Source organism: Lederbergia citri, assembly GCF_018343625.1.
GTDB lineage: Bacteria > Bacillota > Bacilli > Bacillales > Bacillaceae_C > Lederbergia > Lederbergia citri.
In genome coordinates this window covers 916,064-931,204 of sequence record NZ_JAGYPG010000002.1, presented here as the reverse complement: position 1 = coordinate 931,204, position 15,141 = coordinate 916,064, and the positions used below count along the sequence as shown (strand labels likewise).

16 protein-coding genes are annotated in these 15,141 nt (G+C 37.5%); 11 read left to right on the top strand and 5 right to left on the bottom strand.

Going from position 1 to position 15,141, the window contains the following annotated elements; translation table 11 throughout:
* Positions 1-26: 26 nt before the first annotated feature.
* Positions 27-224 carry a hypothetical protein gene (locus tag KHA97_RS13175; protein WP_213125179.1) on the bottom strand — a complete coding sequence of 66 codons (198 nt, stop codon included), beginning with the start codon at positions 222-224 and terminating at the stop codon, positions 27-29.
* A 209-nt stretch (positions 225-433) separates the two neighbouring features.
* Here KHA97_RS13175 and KHA97_RS13170 point away from each other — a divergent pair, with 209 nt between their 5' ends.
* From KHA97_RS13170 to KHA97_RS13160, 3 genes are all read left to right on the top strand, one after another.
* On the top strand, positions 434-2,236 hold the full coding sequence (locus KHA97_RS13170) for an ABC transporter substrate-binding protein (RefSeq protein ID WP_213125178.1): 1,803 nt from the start codon (positions 434-436) through the stop codon (positions 2,234-2,236).
* Positions 2,237-2,343: 107 nt separating this feature from the next.
* A complete protein-coding gene (locus KHA97_RS13165; RefSeq protein WP_213125177.1) occupies positions 2,344-3,267 on the top strand; it encodes a S66 peptidase family protein in 924 nt (307 codons plus the stop codon).
* A 114-nt stretch (positions 3,268-3,381) separates the two neighbouring features.
* Positions 3,382-5,058: a methyl-accepting chemotaxis protein gene (locus KHA97_RS13160; RefSeq protein ID WP_213125176.1), complete on the top strand. Its 1,677-nt coding sequence runs from the start codon at positions 3,382-3,384 to the stop codon at positions 5,056-5,058.
* 240 nt (positions 5,059-5,298) lie between these two features.
* Here KHA97_RS13160 and KHA97_RS13155 read toward each other — a convergent pair whose 3' ends face one another.
* Complete coding sequence (locus tag KHA97_RS13155; protein WP_213125175.1) at positions 5,299-5,439, bottom strand: hypothetical protein; 141 nt, start codon at positions 5,437-5,439, stop codon at positions 5,299-5,301.
* Between the two features lie 165 nt (positions 5,440-5,604).
* Here KHA97_RS13155 and KHA97_RS13150 point away from each other — a divergent pair, with 165 nt between their 5' ends.
* The 4 genes from KHA97_RS13150 (at position 5,605) to KHA97_RS13135 (ending at position 8,790) form a co-directional block, all read left to right on the top strand.
* Positions 5,605-6,990, top strand: coding sequence for an L-cystine transporter (locus tag KHA97_RS13150; protein ID WP_213125174.1), 1,386 nt, complete (start codon positions 5,605-5,607; stop codon positions 6,988-6,990).
* 148 nt (positions 6,991-7,138) lie between these two features.
* Positions 7,139-7,465, top strand: a complete 327-nt coding sequence (locus KHA97_RS13145; RefSeq protein ID WP_213125173.1) for an ArsR/SmtB family transcription factor — start codon at positions 7,139-7,141, stop codon at positions 7,463-7,465.
* Positions 7,452-8,150, top strand: coding sequence for an SRPBCC domain-containing protein (locus KHA97_RS13140; protein WP_213125172.1), 699 nt, complete (start codon positions 7,452-7,454; stop codon positions 8,148-8,150). Before KHA97_RS13145 ends, KHA97_RS13140 begins: the two co-directional genes overlap by 14 nt.
* Before the next feature lie 85 nt (positions 8,151-8,235).
* Entirely contained in the window at positions 8,236-8,790 is a 555-nt protein-coding gene (locus KHA97_RS13135; protein WP_213125171.1) for a GNAT family N-acetyltransferase, read from the top strand.
* Positions 8,791-8,874: 84 nt separating this feature from the next.
* Here KHA97_RS13135 and KHA97_RS13130 read toward each other — a convergent pair whose 3' ends face one another.
* From KHA97_RS13130 to KHA97_RS13120, 3 genes are read right to left on the bottom strand one after another with little or no spacing between them, the layout of a single operon-like run.
* The gene (locus tag KHA97_RS13130) at positions 8,875-9,678 is read right to left on the bottom strand and encodes a YihY/virulence factor BrkB family protein (RefSeq protein ID WP_213125170.1); all 804 of its coding nucleotides are present in this window, start codon (positions 9,676-9,678) and stop codon (positions 8,875-8,877) included.
* Positions 9,679-9,701: 23 nt separating this feature from the next.
* Positions 9,702-10,679, bottom strand: coding sequence for an NAD(P)H-quinone oxidoreductase (locus KHA97_RS13125; RefSeq protein WP_213125169.1), 978 nt, complete (start codon positions 10,677-10,679; stop codon positions 9,702-9,704).
* On the bottom strand, positions 10,679-11,692 hold the full coding sequence (locus KHA97_RS13120) for a phosphotransferase (RefSeq protein WP_213125168.1): 1,014 nt from the start codon (positions 11,690-11,692) through the stop codon (positions 10,679-10,681). Before KHA97_RS13120 ends, KHA97_RS13125 begins: the two co-directional genes overlap by 1 nt.
* Before the next feature lie 79 nt (positions 11,693-11,771).
* Between KHA97_RS13120 and KHA97_RS13115 the strand changes: the two genes are divergently transcribed.
* From KHA97_RS13115 to KHA97_RS13100, 4 genes are all read left to right on the top strand, one after another.
* Positions 11,772-11,957: an SE1832 family protein gene (locus KHA97_RS13115; protein WP_213125167.1), complete on the top strand. Its 186-nt coding sequence runs from the start codon at positions 11,772-11,774 to the stop codon at positions 11,955-11,957.
* Positions 11,958-12,103: 146 nt separating this feature from the next.
* Positions 12,104-13,009: a BadF/BadG/BcrA/BcrD ATPase family protein gene (locus tag KHA97_RS13110; protein WP_213125166.1), complete on the top strand. Its 906-nt coding sequence runs from the start codon at positions 12,104-12,106 to the stop codon at positions 13,007-13,009.
* 1 nt (position 13,010) lies between these two features.
* The gene (gene anmK / locus KHA97_RS13105; protein WP_213125165.1) at positions 13,011-14,183 is read left to right on the top strand and encodes an anhydro-N-acetylmuramic acid kinase AnmK; all 1,173 of its coding nucleotides are present in this window, start codon (positions 13,011-13,013) and stop codon (positions 14,181-14,183) included.
* Complete coding sequence (locus tag KHA97_RS13100; RefSeq protein ID WP_213125164.1) at positions 14,180-15,133, top strand: GNAT family N-acetyltransferase; 954 nt, start codon at positions 14,180-14,182, stop codon at positions 15,131-15,133. Before anmK ends, KHA97_RS13100 begins: the two co-directional genes overlap by 4 nt.
* The last annotated feature ends 8 nt before the right edge of the window (positions 15,134-15,141 follow it).

Below are 15,141 nucleotides of genomic sequence, written 5' to 3'. Positions count from 1 at the left end.
ATTCGATAAATTTCTCCCGTGTTACGCTAAGAATCAAATATTTTTCGGGAATGCTTTTTGAAAGTAAAGTTTTTTAATCTCGATAAATCAAATAATGCTTTAAAAGTACTTTTTAAATGTCGGTTATGTTTTTTCTTAGAATGCATCCATGCTTGATTTGCGATACGTCGTCTTTCCCTTTCTTCTTGCTCCATTCTTTTTTCTTCAGAATATAAGTTAATCATTTTTATTCTCCTCCATTGTTTTGTTAATTCAATTGTAATAAGAATGGCAGAGGTTAAAAATGGTATACATTCTAAATGTATTTTCCACTTAAAGACGAAAAATACCTATTCCACGATTTATTTTCCATGGTATATTGGATTAAACATAAAAAAGGCGAAAGGGAAAGGAATTGTTTTTCACCTTATAGCTCATAAAAGGGGGTGTACATATGTTGGCAAATGATTTTATTGCTTTATGGAGATCGTTTACAGATACAAGAGAGAATGAACCATATCCAATTTCAATGGATACCCTTTCTGAATTGTGGTTCTGTACGACTCGAAATGCAAAATTAATCGTTACCAAAATGGTGCAGTTAGGTTGGGTAGAATTTATCCCTGGGAGAGGGAGAGGAAACCGTTCTACATTAACTTTCAAAAAATCGCTCCAAGATATCTTGTATGACAAAGCTGTCCAGCTTGTTAAAGACGGAGAGTTAAAGGAAGCTCTTGAACAAATTCAACTATATGGAGAAGGAACGAATGTAAAAGAACGGATTATGGCATGGTTATCTGATTACTTTGGTTATAACGTTGAAGATAACGAAGATGACCGAATTGAAATTCTCCGTTTCCCTATTTTTCGGCCGATTACGACACTTGACCCTGCATGCATTTATTATGAATTAGATGCCCATATGGCAAGCCAAATATACAACACATTGCTTGATTACGATCGATCTTCTAATCAATTAAAAGGAATGCTCGCACATCATTGGGAGACTAATAAAGATCAAACGAAATGGGTGTTTTATTTACGGAAAGGCGTATTATTTCATCATGGGAAAGAACTTAAAGCTGAAGATGTTGTTTATACCTTTAATCGTTTACGTAACACACCTCATAAATGGTTAGTACGTCAAATAAAAGATATGATCATTCATAGTGACTTTACGGTACAGATTAACTTAAATAGTCCCAATTATCTGTTTTTAAGTAATTTGACTTATACCCCAATGTCTATTCTTCCTGCGGATATGCCGAATGAAGCATTTCCTATTTGCCCTAGTGGTACAGGTCCATTTAAAGTGGTAGAAAATACATCGAAAACTTGTATCCTTGAAGCCTTTTCTTCTCACTTTTTCGGAAGACCGCAATTAGACAGGATAGAAATTTCTAGAATGCCTAATAACGAAAAAATATTAAATTTGGAAAAACAAGATATTGAAAAACTGCTAGTTAATCATGATGAAGGCGCTAATTACGAAGATGATTCATGGAAGGTACAGGAAGAAATCTATGCAGGCAGCAGTTTATTAACGATGAATCTATTGAAAAATGGCCCGCAAAAAAGTCTATATTTTCGGAAAGCTTTCCATCGGTTAATCGATAGATCGAAAATGATTTCGGTATTAGGTGAGCCACGGCTGTATCCGTCAAATGGATTTCAATTAAGAGGACTTCCTTCTGTAATCGATCGAGAACATAATTCATCTGAAGTTGAACCTCTTCTCCAAAAGTCGGGTTATGCAGGAGAACCGATTCAATTATATTGTTATGAAAGGCATGAACTGGATGCGAATTGGTTAAAGGATGAATGCTTGAAATTCGGAATTAACTTAGTGGTGAACGTCGTTAACTGGGATGAAATGGCGCAGATTGAGTTGATTAAACGTGCGGATTGTATATTATTTGAGGTGCTGTTGGGAGATGAAGTAATTTCACAAATTCATGATTTTCAGTATGCCAACAGTTTTTTGCGCATTCATTTAGGAGATGAATTAGCGGAAAAAGTAGATCTAAAAATAGACGAAGTACTCCAAGAACCGGAAGCAAGCTTGAGAGAAAATAAGTTATTAGAAATTGAACACATTATTAAAGAACATTATGCAGTCATATTCCTCGTCCATAAGAAACTCGGAACTGCTTTTCACCCTTCTGTACAAGGTGTTCACATGAATTCAAGAGGCTGGGTCGACTTCAAAGATATTTGGTTCAAGCCGGAGGGAGTAAAAGCGTCATTGGTCGAATAAATATTAAGAGAAGCCATATGGTGGCTTCTTTTTTAGATTGAGCTATGTGACGGGAACGGAAAACAACATATAAGGGCCATTTATTATTAACAAAGGAGTGCATAACATTGGCATTACAACAGATCCATGCTCTCAAACAGGGGGATACAATCGGGCTCACTGCTCCAGCGGGACCTGTGACCAAGGAACGGCTGCAACTAGCGGTTTCTAAAATAAAAGAGATGGGCTTTGATGTAGAAATTGGCGATACATGCTACGAATATTATGGAGGGTATTTAGCGGGAACTCCTGAACAACGGGCAAATGAACTGAATTCAATGTTTGTTAATCAAAACATTTTAGCTATATTTTGTCTTCGAGGCGGCTATGGGTCCTTGCATTTACTTCCGCTTCTAGACTATGAAACAATCTCAAAGAATCCCAAATTATTTGTTGGATATAGTGACATCACTGCTCTACATATTGCTTTTCAACAAAAATGCCACTTACCAACTATTCATGGGCCGATGCCAGCATCCGATTTAATTGATGCAGAAGATTTTACCATACAATCTTTGTATTCTGCTTTGACAAAATTCCCTTTTGAATGGAGATTAGAGAATCCTGAAAGTGAGCCAGCTTGTTGTCTAGTACCGGGGTTTGCAAATGGTATGATGACAGGTGGAAATTTATCTGTAATAGTGAGTACACTTGGAACTCCTTTTGAAATAGATACGAAGGGAAAAATATTATTTTTAGAGGATGTTGGAGAAGAGCCGTATCGCATTGATAGAATGCTGACGCAGCTTGTCTTGGCGGGGAAAGTATCTGACGCTTCAGGAATCGTTTTAGGTACATGGACGGAATGTTCCTCGGAACGATATGCAGATGGTTTTCAAATAGAAGATCTTTTTGAAAAAATAATTGCTCCGATAGGAAAACCAACCATCTTTAATGTAAAAGCTGGTCATTGCAAACCTTCCTTAAGTCTACCATTAGGTCTTTCTGCTCATCTTGATGCAGTAAATGGAACTCTTCTAATTGGAAATTGACGAAATTATAAACAAATTTTAGCAAAATAGGAAAATAGTATTAAAATATTTTGAATTATTGCCGATAATAGAAAATATACAGTAGATATAAGAGAGCAGAAAGACGGTGGGGATATGAAGAGCTTAAAAGGGAAAATATTAAGAGGCTTTTTAATTGTAAACGCTATTGTATTAATTATAAGCGGTTCCAATTATTTTTTTTCAACCCAAACGAATAAGCAAACAACTCAAGTAATTGAAGAACAATTGCCTGTACTCGTTTTGGCGGAAAAATTGAGTGTAAACATTGCGGAGAGGACATCTCATTTAAGTATTTATCTTTTACTTGGTCAAGTACCTTACATGCGTGCATTTGAAGATTCAACTACCGAAAGTACAGAGTTAGAAAAGCAATTATTAGCTGTTTCTTCTACAAAAGAAACGAAAGAACTTATAGACAGACTTAATAATTGGGAAACTGCCATCAATGATATGATCTTTAATGAGTTTATGGCTGATCGTGAAAAAGCCCGGGATAATTTTAAAAACACAATCGAGCCATTAAGTGTTTTGTTAAGGGATTCATTCCAAGAACTATCCAAAAAACAAGAAAAGAATATAACAGACAATGCTAAGCAAGTGATAAGTGCAGGAGATAGAAATTCACTAATCAGTGCGGGTATTGGTATAGTGGCTCTCATACTTGGAATCGTTATCGCAATTATGACAGCAAATTCTATATCTAGACCGATCGTCAGAGTTGCAAATCGTATGCGCCTAATCGCTGAAGGTGATTTAAGCAACGATGAGCTAAAGACGAGATCGAAGGATGAAGTGGGAGTTTTGATTCATTCTGTAAACGATATGAATGTTCAAATTCGGTCGATGGTACAGGAGCTTGGCAACGTTTCTCAGACCGTCATGAGACGCAGCGAAGAACTCAGCCATTCTGCAATGGAAGTAAATTCCGGCAGTCAACAAGTAGCAACAACAATGGAAGAGCTTTCCATTGCCTCTGAAACACAAGCACAATCTGCTTCTGATTTAGTGGAATCAATGGGATCGCTCACTGCTAATATCCATAATGCTAATGAGAGCGGGCAAAGGGCAAGCCAAGTTTCTAATCAAGTATTAGAGTTAACAGAAAAAGGGAATGAAGCGATGACAGAATCAATTTCTAAAATGAAATTGATTGATGAAAATGTAAAAGACGCTGTTGGAAAGGTTCAAAGTCTTGAAGGCCATTCCAAAGAAATCTCTCAACTTGTAAAAGTTATATCTGACATTGCTGAACAAACAAACTTATTGGCTTTAAATGCTGCGATTGAAGCTGCACGTGCAGGTGAACACGGAAAAGGCTTTGCTGTAGTGGCAGGGGAAGTGAAGAAGCTCGCTGAACAAGTTGCAAGTTCAGTTTCGGACATTACAGGAATTGTTTCTACGATTCAAAAAGAAACCGGTGAAGTTGTTCACTCATTAAATGAGAGCTTTGTTCAAGTCGAACTTGGAACTGATCAAATTAGAACAACTGGCAGCACGTTTGAAGTGATTACAGATTCCATTAAGCAAGTCGTTAATCAAATCCACATTATTTCACAGGATCTGAATAACATCGCAAGCAGTACAGATGTAATGAATGCTTCAATATCTAATATCGCTTCGATATCAGAAGAAGCATCAGCAGGTGTTGAAGAAACAGCAGCATCCGCTGAACAAACAACTAGTTCGATGCAGGAAATTGCGGCAAATGCCGAATCGCTTTCTACCATCGCTGTTGACTTAGATAAATTGATTAGACAATTTAAAGTATAAGTACAAAAGCGCAAGCGCCTGTTTAGCGACGTACAAACTTTTTAGGGTTCTGACGAGATAAAGGAATCACGGTGAGCCGTGGCGAGCCGATGTTGACTTATCGTAGGAAGAAACCGAAAGTTTGCTAGGCGCTAGGCGCTGTAGCTAGACGGGAACTGTCTTCTTAAAATTTATCTGCAAAGTTCCAATTTATAATTACCTAAGCAAAAACAAATGAGACCAAAGTGTGGATAACTTTTTCTACACTAACTGGTCTCTTTTTTTGTTGTTTACGCTTTTACTGCTTTTTTGTTCTTTTCTTTTCTTTAATAATTCCTTCGCTAGAGGATACACGACAGGAGCGGCTTTAATCGCAAAGCGTATTAGTTTAGAAAAGCGCATAAATTAACATCCTTTCACTATTTTCTATACTTTCCCCATATCTGATTGGTAATAAACCAATAACATAGTTTTACAATTGTCAGGTTATGATAACCATATTAAGGGAATATCATAAAAGTAAGGTTTTCTAGACCGCAATGGAATCTATTAATAGGGGGATTCTTGATGAATACACTTTTGATTATTATTAATATCGCCATTTTTTTATTGCTATTATTTCTCTTGTTTAGAATGCAAAAGAAGCATATTTCCTTTTCAAAACGAGTATTTACAGCATTGGGTATCGGGATTGTTTTAGGTCTAGCCATACACTTAGCTTATGGAACGGATTCCGATGTTACTAAAGGGACCTTGGATTGGTTCAATATCGTAGGTAGCGGTTATATTTCCTTATTAAAAATGATCGTCATGCCATTGGTTTTTATTTCAATCGTCTCAGCTTTTACAAAATTGAAGCTAACGAGTAATCTTGGAAAAATTAGTGCTCTTGTTATAGGAATTTTAATTGGAACAACAGCAATAGCAGCTTCGATTGGAATTGCCACTGCTTTAGGTTTTCACCTTGAAGGAATTCAGCTTGAAGAAGGTGAAGCGGAGATAACAAGAAATACGCAGCTTCAAGAATCTGTCGGTGATGTAAAAGATATGACGATTCCACAACAAATCATCACTTTATTTCCGCAAAATCCATTTATGGAATTGACGGGGGCGCGTCCAACCTCAACAATTGCAGTTGTTATTTTTGCTGCGATTATTGGGATTGCTTATTTAGGGATCCGGAGAAAAGACCCTGAGCACGCTGATTTTTTTTCGAAGATTATAGAAACGATTTACACCGTAGTTATGCGTGTGGTCACATTAATTTTAAGATTGACTCCATATGGTGTTCTTGCGTTGATGGCTAAAGTAACGGCAACGAGTGATTATTCTGCGATTGTGAAGCTTGGAAAGTTTGTCATCGCTTCTTATGTAGCGCTGATTATTATGTTTCTTATCCATCTTTTACTATTGGCACTTGCTAAGCAAAATCCAGTCACGTACGTCAAAAAAGCTATGCCGGCACTTGCCTTTGCGTTTACATCACGTTCAAGTGCAGGGACTTTGCCACTCAATATAAAAACACAGCACCAGGAATTTGGAGTATCTGAAGGAATTGCGAACTTTGCCGGCTCATTCGGTCTTTCTATAGGGCAAAACGGATGTGCGGGTATATATCCAGCAATGCTTGCTATTATGGTTGCTCCTACAGCAGGAATTGACCCATTAAACCCGGCATTCATCTTTACGTTAATTGTGATCGTTGCGATTAGTTCATTTGGAGTTGCTGGAGTTGGTGGGGGAGCCACATTTGCTGCCTTGCTCGTTTTATCCGCACTCAATTTGCCGATTGCGATTGTCGGATTATTAATATCAGTTGAACCATTAATTGACATGGGAAGAACAGCCTTAAATGTAAGTGGAAGTATGACGGCTGGAGTATTGACAGGGAAAATTACCGGAGAATTGGATGAAGAGGTTTATAAACAACCGAAACAGAACTTGCAAGTTTAAAAAAACGGGTCGGGGAATCCTCGACCTTTTTTTAAATTAGTTGAAGGATATTCAACTATATTATTTTCAGAATAGTCTTGACGACACAATTGCAAATGTATATACTACATATAACTAATAGGTTATATGTTGAAGTGAGGGAATGACAATGCCAGATTTTTATCGGGCTTTTGGTGATTCTACCCGCCGTCGAATATTAAGTATGCTTAAGCAAGGAAACAAAACCCAAAAGGAGATAGTTGAAGCATTTGATATCTCTCAACCAGCGATAAAGAAGCATTTGGATATTCTATTGGAGGAAAAAATGATTTCAGAGAGAATACAAGGGAAGTATCGTATCTATTCGCTTAATCCTAATTCTCTCCAAATAGCTTACAAGGAAATGCTTCAATACATCGGAGAACTACTTGATGATCAACTCGTAAGTCTAAAAGATTATGTAGAAAGAGGAGAATATCGAGATGAACAAGACTGAGGATTCCGTTAAAAGAGAAATTGTTGTTCAAGCCCCCTTAAAGGAAGTATGGGATGCTTTGACTAAGCCTGAGCTTTTAAACTGTTGGTATACAAAAAATGCGGAATTAGATTTTCGTGTAGGTGGAAGAGGTTATATGAATCATGGCTGGGGAGCAACATCGGAGGGTATCTTTACAGAAATTGATTCCATGAAACGCTTCGTACTCCAAAGCCTTGATGGGAACTTCACGACTATTACCTCATTATGGGAAGTTGAAAATGGTATTAAGGTGAGCATTGAATATCAGGCTTCCTTTTTGGGTGAAATGTCTCAAGCTACAAAGGAAAATATGTTGTTTGGTACAGGTCAATTCTTAGAAAATCTGAAGAGTGTCTATGAAACTGGTCAAGATATTCGTGCAAAGTTGTGGAAAGCATGGATTGGTATTACACATACAACTAATGAGGGGGCTAGAGGAACCAGAGTTTTACAGGTGAAGAAAGGTTCAGTAGCTGCAGCTGCCGGGATTGAACCTAAAGACATTATAATGGAATTCGATAAAGAAGAAGTTGTAGGGTATGAATCATTTGAAAGAATATTAAACAAAAAAGCTGTTAATCAGACTGTTACCTTAACGATTGAAAGAAATAGTGAAAAGTTACAGGTAAACTGCCTTGTAGATGCTTATCCTGTACCTTATTAACATTCCATGAAGATTATAGATAAATTTCTTTTTCAAAATTTTATAGAGAGTAGAGCCTTTTTAAAAATTACTGTGGGGTGTTTGTTTGAGTAAGTTTAACTACAATACAGAGACAGAAAGATTAATAATAAGACCATATACCAGAGAAGATTATTTAAATTGGTTAACTCAATATAATAATAGATTGCTTTCACAGAACAAATATGATGACGGTAAATTAGATATGAGCATTTGTACTGAAGAATGGTTTGGAGAATTGGTAGATAACCATCAACAGATGGCATCAGATGACAAAGTATATGTATTTGGCGTTTTTCGAAAAGAAGATAATGCTCATTTGGGTGCAATAGATTTCTCTACGATAATAAGGGATAATTTTCAATGGGCAAGATTTGGTTATACGATTCATAACCAATTTTGGAGACAAGGTTATGGGAAGGAAGCTGTAAAAGCAGCAATAATTCTTGCTTTTAAAAAGCTAAATTTTCATCGTATAGAAGCACACATTAATCTCGATAATACTCCTTCGATAAAATTAGCAGAAAGCGTTGGAATGCAATTTGAATGTATTAGAAAAGGTTTTATTTATGAATTTGATGAATGGACTGATAATCTAATTTACTATATTAATTCAAAATAGTTCACGTTAATCGAAGAAGGATTTCCACGCTTTTTTTTGTTGAAGTTATTAAGCTGCAGCCCTGTAGGTCGATGAGAAAGGCGCTTACACTTTTTTATTTATCCAAGAAGCATTCAATAAACCACCAATAAGAAGAACCGCCGCCGTAAAATAAAACCATATCATCAGGATAATAATATTTCCCAATTGTCCATAGAGCTTTGTATAGCTTGCAGCAAACGACACGTAATAGGAGAAGGCAATGGATACACTTTGCCATCCGACTGTTGCGAATACAGCTCCGGGAATAATATTTTTCAAGCTGACTTTAGTACTTGGAACGACTTTATAAAGAAACAGAAAAAAGAAGAATAAATAAATGGAACCGATGACCCATTTTGATAGTAACCACCATCTATAAAAAGAGGGGGGCAATTCAACATGTGTCGCCAGAAACACTCGGCCAATTTCTTCAGCAATCGGGACGAGTAAGGAAAACGTCAATGTGATCATTAGGCTTAATGTTAAAATTAAATCCTTTCCTAATGCAAGTAAAAATCCTTCTTTTCGAACGATTTGGTAAGCATCATTCATGGCGCGCACGAGCGATTGCACTGCCATGGAAGCAATCCAAAAAGCTGCTAATAAACTGAATGACGCAATTTTCGTTTGTTGCTGGCCAATGATACTCAAGATGTTAGATTTTATTAAATAAAAACTTCCTTTAGGGGCGAATGGCTCAATTGCACTAAGAACATCTTCCTCACGTATAGGTAGAAAACTAACGAGTGATAGGGCAAATATAAGGAAAGGGAAAATGGACAGCATAAAATAATAAGCCATCTGGGCGGACTGGTCATGAAATCGCTCGATGAAAAAACGTTTAATGATTTTGGTTATTCTGTCCATTTCTCCATCCCTTTTAGAAAGTTTTACGAAATTCGCAGCACGATTTTACCTGCATTTTTATTCTGCTCCATATACGAGTGTGCTTCATTCACTTTTTCCCAATCCCAGATGCGATCGATAATTGGCTTTAAACGAGCATTTTCAAATTTTGCCAAAGCGAATTCTGCAAGATCTTTTGTTAAGGCTATTTTTTTCTCGACAGGCTGTGAACGCAAGGCAGTGCCAATGACTTGAATTCTCTTAAAAAGCAGCTTTCCAAGGTTGACGTCTTCAAGCTTTGAGCCTCCCATTGTACCAATCAATATTAATTTGCCATTGGCGGCAAGGGAATCGATGTTTTGATCCCAGTATGGAGCTCCGATAAAATCAAAAATTACATTGACTCCCTTGCCTGATGTCGCATCCATCACTTTTTCATGAAAAGGACCTTCTTTATAGTCAATGGCTACTTCGGCTCCTAAGGAGAGGCATAATGATCTTTTTTCCTCTGTTCCAGCCGTTACAATTACTCTCGCTCCAATTTCTCGCGCCAATTGAATGGCTGCAGTTCCAACTCCGCTAGCTCCAGCGTGAATTAAGATTGTCTCTCCTTTTTTTAGTTTTCCCAACCAAAACATATTTAAAAAGGCTGTTAAAAATACTTCCGGAATAGCTGCTGCTTCTTCAAAAGAAAGGTTTTCTGGAATTCTTATCGCCATTCCAGCGGGGATCACTGCATATTCAGCGTATCCTCCCCCAGGAAGAAGTGCACATACACGATCTCCTTTTTGCCAACCTGTAACATCTTCGCCTACTTCTTCAATCATTCCACTCATTTCAAGGCCAAGGATAGGAGAAGCACCTGGTGGAGGAGGATATAGACCACGCTTTTGCAATAGGTCAGCTCTATTTAACGCGGTGGCTTTTACTTTGACGAGCAACTCATTTTTATTCAAATGAGGCATGTCTGCTTTTCCGATAAAAAGATTTTTTGAGTTTTCTTCCACTAATATTGCTTTCATCATTCTCCCTCTTTCTGATTAAAATGGAATTCGAGTGATTGTAATCCTTCTTCAAGGCCTTCCCAACGATTTAAGCAATGGTTTTTAATCATATCGATATCATTCATTTGTTGTTCCTTGTCCAACTCATAAATGAGCAGGTTTTTTAACCAACTATATAGGTTGTGAAGTTGAGATCGAAAAGAAAAGAAACGGAGCAAATCTATATTGGGTTTGATTCTACTTCCGATTTTTTCTGAATAAGCATCCATAAAGACGAATGGCATTTGTGTTATATATCCAGCCAATTCTCGTTCCATTGGAGCTGAAATAACTGATTCCCAATCAATTATCCGTAGGCCGGATGAAGACTGGATGAGATTTCCACCCCATAAATCGCCGTGGCATACGACAAATTTGAAATGACTGGTTTCAAAGGTGCTGGCTAACTGTTTTATTTTTTCAATGAGCGAAATGATCTCTGTTTCTTTTGTGGTAATAATCGCTTTAAGCTCTAGTGATGCGGATTTTTGCGGAAGTATCTTTATATAAGTATAGAGTTCATCTAAAAAATTTACATTAAATGACTCTCTAGGAAGTTGGGTGTTAGTTGTTATCATATGCAGTTCTGCAGATAGTTTTGCAATTTCACGTATATAGCTTTCATTTAAAGGATAAGAATCAGCCAATGAAGAGCCATCAATCCATGGAAATAAGATTAAAACAATCTCGTCCAACTCTACTTTAGCTCGTCCATCTTTCGTTAAAATCGGATAAATGGCGGGAGGATACAAACTTCTTTCATGTAATTCCGTCAACAACGGTAAATAATATTCAGTTTGCGCAATTGCCTCTTTCTGTAGCTTTTTGTCTAAAAGTTTTAAATAAAAGGTATTCCCGTTGAGACAGCGAATTTTATAACTATAAGATTTGTCACCAAAAGGAATAAAGGATATTGAGTCGCCATGCAAACCATAATAAGGAAGAATTAGTTGCAAAATTTCATTAAAGGTAATGGGATGTGGTTTATTCATGATATACCTCCAGTTTCTTCGATAACTTTCCGTATGTATGTTATGATTTTACCATTCTGGATGTAAGAAGGTGATAAACATGACCAAAAAGGAAATTCAATATAAGATAGAGGATCTCAAAGCGGATTATGTGAGACTACAGCACGATTTGGAAAAACTTGAATTTGTTAAAGGCAATCTTCATCCATTAGAAAAACAATTGGAAGGAATCGAACGTGAACTCCAGAATCTTAACCGCAGGCTGTCCGAATTAGAAAATAAATAATCATACAATACAAGGCGCAATCTTTGTGCCTTATTTTAATTTTCTGTTGATTCATGCATTATTCGAAGATAAAATTATGTGTGAAATTTAACTTTATACTAAAAATACATTTCGAGAAATAATATTTCATTGCAAGGGGGATGGGAATGTCCTATACAATTGGAATTGATGCAGGCGGTACCAAGACGACTGGATTAATCATGGATTCTAATAAAAATATATTATTCCAAATTGAAACGGGTTATGGTAATCCAAATGTGAATTTTAGTGAAGCATTGGATAACGTTTGGGAAGCAGCCTCAGCATGTTTGTATAACGAATTTGGAAATAAATGTGCAGCCATAGTTGCTGGAGTGGCAGGAATTGAAGCAGAGGGTAATCGTAAACGGTTTGAAGCTTTTTTTTCTGATAAAACGAACATCCCTGTAATTTTTGTCAATGATGCTGTCCTTGCTTATCACGCCCTATTGGATGATCAAAACGGCATTTTAACGATTGCTGGGACGGGCTCCATATCTTATGGAAGAAATGGAGAAAAAGAAGGCTACTCGGGTGGTTGGGGGCATATTTTAGGAGACTATGGAAGCGCCTACGATATTGCCATTCAAGCTTTTCGGAAAATAACGAAAGAAGCCGATGAGGGACTGCCATATTCTCCACTTTCTCATAGGCTAATGCGAGAATTAGGAATCACTTCGGCAGATGGGCTAAAAGGTTTCATCTATAATGCTCCTAAAGGGGAGATTGCTTCTGTCTCGTCTTTCCTATTTACGGAAGCTGAGAGGGGAGATGAAAACGCCAAAAGATATTTCCTTGATGCTGGCGTTGAACTCGCAAAGCAGACTTACTCTCTATTTAATAAATTAGAACTGGAACTGCCTTTGAAAGTTGGGTGCAAGGGCTCTTTATTAGAAAAAAACCCATACGTCAAAGCGGAATTTGAAGGAACTCTACAAAAACTTGTTGGCAATGTGGAATACATAAGAAATGACGCTACGCCTGCTATTGGAGCTTTGTCGGCTGCAAAATTATATTTAAAAGAGGGAATATAGTATGGAAAAGCTCGCCGTCGGTTTAATGTCAGGGACATCTGTTGACGGAATTGATGCAGCACTAGTGAGATTAAGAGGATTTGGCTTAAATACCAAAGTCGATTTGCTAGAGTTTACTACATTGCCCTTTGCTGCGGATGTAGCGAGAGAAATATTACAATGCATGGATGTGAAGGATTCTAATTCAGCTTTAGTTTGTAGCTTAAATTTTAAACTAGGCTATTTATTCGCAGATGCTGTAAAAGCAGTATGCAAAAAATCTAATGTGTCGCTAAGGGATATTGATTTCATTGCTTCACACGGGCAGACGATCTATCATATACCAAAACAAGATGGAAGTCTTGTAAAATCGACATTGCAAATAGGTGAACCTGCTATTATTGCCTATGAAATTGGCACTACAGTCATGTCGAATTTCAGATCGATGGATATGGCTGCTGGTGGAGAGGGGGCACCCCTTGTTCCTTATGCAGATTATCTATTATACCGCAGCAATTCAAAGGGACGAGCGCTGCAAAACATCGGTGGGATTGGAAATGTAACCGTTATCCCGAAACAAGCAACTTTGGATGATATTGTCGCTTTTGACACAGGGCCAGGGAATATGGTGATAGATGAGCTTTGTAAAATATTGAAGGGCGAACCTTTTGATCAAGATGGGATTTGGGCATCTAAAGGAAATGTACATAAAGATATTGCACAATCGTGGTTGAATATTGATTTTTTCAAAATGACACCACCGAAATCGACAGGCCGCGAACTATTTGGCTCGCAATTTACAAAGCAAATTCTTCAGACTTACGGCCATTTACCTACTGATGATCTGATTGCAACGGCTACCTATTTTACAGCACTATCGATTACGGATTCTTATAAGCAGTTTATTTTTCCGAAAACAGAAGTCGATGAGATGATTGTTGGTGGTGGAGGCGGATATAACAAAACATTATTACAGATGATTAGAGAAATAATGCCGAATATCACCGTATTAACACAAGAAGACATCGGCTTTTCATCTGAAGCAAAGGAAGCGATTGCATTTGCGATCTTAGGTAATGAAACAATGAATGGAGAATCGGCAAACGTTCCAAAGGCAACAGGAGCTAAACGGGCGGTCATTCTTGGTTCAATCACACTTCCGCCTAACGGAGGAAAATTTGGAGGTAGTTTATGAGGATTATTCCAATTAATATTAATAGATTAAATGAATTAGTAGATTTATGGAACCGTGAATTTTCAGCAGAATTTCCAATGCGGAAAGAGTTATTTAAGCAAAATAGCTTCGAAGATGAAAATGTGTTTCTTCCAGGCTCATGGATGGCGGTTAATGACGACGATGACGTAATTGGTTTTATCATTAGTAAACGTTGGCAAGATCCTATGCCAGTACCAATGCCTACTGATGTTGGCTGGATTCAAGTTTTAGTCGTTAATAAGAATGAACGAAATAAGGGAATAGGTTCTTTGCTGGTAGAAAAAGCGGAATCGGCATTAAAGGCGGATGGTGCAAAGGAAATCCAACTGGGAGGAGATCCACTGCACTATTTTCCGAGTGTTCCAGCTGAATATGAAAAAAGCGGAAAATGGTTCGAACAAAAAGGTTATGAGTATGTAGGAAATGAATATGATTTGCTTGCAAATTATGATCCATCGGTGAAATCAGAAATGCCTGCGCTTGATGGAGTAGAAATAGAGGTTTTAACATTAGAAGATAAAGGTGAAATGTTAACGTTTATGAATCGCGTTTTTCCAGGCAGATGGGAGTATGAAACGATTCGCTATTTTCAAAAGGGCGGTACAGGGAGAGAATTTGTTGTTTTAAAGAAAGCAGGAAGAATCATTGGTTCTTGTCGGATTAGTGATGAACATTCTCCAGTCATCTATAACAATGTGTACTGGGCGCCGTTGTTTTCCGAACCTCTTGGGGGAATCGGGTCGGTAGGTGTAGATTCCGCAGAGCGAGGGAATGGATATGGCTTAGCTGCTGTGTTGGCAGGTATTGCGATTTTGCGCAGCCGAGGAATCAATAAGATTGTTATTGATTGGACGACTATTGTTGATTTTTATGGAAAAATGGGTTATCAAATTTGGAAAGAATATCGGAAATATCGAAAACAGCTTTAAGGTGGTGT

What these genes read in the sequence shown, in the direction of transcription:
- anmK (WP_213125165.1), top strand. Translation starts at nt 13,011, where the DNA reads ATGGAAAAGCTCGCCGTCGGTTTAATGTCAGGGACATCTGTTGACGGA.
- KHA97_RS13120 (WP_213125168.1), bottom strand. Translation starts at nt 11,692, where the DNA reads ATGAATAAACCACATCCCATTACCTTTAATGAAATTTTGCAACTAATT.
- KHA97_RS13175 (WP_213125179.1), bottom strand. Translation starts at nt 224, where the DNA reads ATGATTAACTTATATTCTGAAGAAAAAAGAATGGAGCAAGAAGAAAGG.
- KHA97_RS13125 (WP_213125169.1), bottom strand. Translation starts at nt 10,679, where the DNA reads ATGAAAGCAATATTAGTGGAAGAAAACTCAAAAAATCTTTTTATCGGA.
- KHA97_RS13110 (WP_213125166.1), top strand. Translation starts at nt 12,104, where the DNA reads ATGTCCTATACAATTGGAATTGATGCAGGCGGTACCAAGACGACTGGA.
- KHA97_RS13170 (WP_213125178.1), top strand. Translation starts at nt 434, where the DNA reads ATGTTGGCAAATGATTTTATTGCTTTATGGAGATCGTTTACAGATACA.
- KHA97_RS13150 (WP_213125174.1), top strand. Translation starts at nt 5,605, where the DNA reads ATGAATACACTTTTGATTATTATTAATATCGCCATTTTTTTATTGCTA.
- KHA97_RS13145 (WP_213125173.1), top strand. Translation starts at nt 7,139, where the DNA reads ATGCCAGATTTTTATCGGGCTTTTGGTGATTCTACCCGCCGTCGAATA.
- KHA97_RS13130 (WP_213125170.1), bottom strand. Translation starts at nt 9,678, where the DNA reads ATGGACAGAATAACCAAAATCATTAAACGTTTTTTCATCGAGCGATTT.
- KHA97_RS13155 (WP_213125175.1), bottom strand. Translation starts at nt 5,439, where the DNA reads ATGCGCTTTTCTAAACTAATACGCTTTGCGATTAAAGCCGCTCCTGTC.
- KHA97_RS13140 (WP_213125172.1), top strand. Translation starts at nt 7,452, where the DNA reads ATGAACAAGACTGAGGATTCCGTTAAAAGAGAAATTGTTGTTCAAGCC.
- KHA97_RS13115 (WP_213125167.1), top strand. Translation starts at nt 11,772, where the DNA reads ATGACCAAAAAGGAAATTCAATATAAGATAGAGGATCTCAAAGCGGAT.
- KHA97_RS13160 (WP_213125176.1), top strand. Translation starts at nt 3,382, where the DNA reads ATGAAGAGCTTAAAAGGGAAAATATTAAGAGGCTTTTTAATTGTAAAC.
- KHA97_RS13100 (WP_213125164.1), top strand. Translation starts at nt 14,180, where the DNA reads ATGAGGATTATTCCAATTAATATTAATAGATTAAATGAATTAGTAGAT.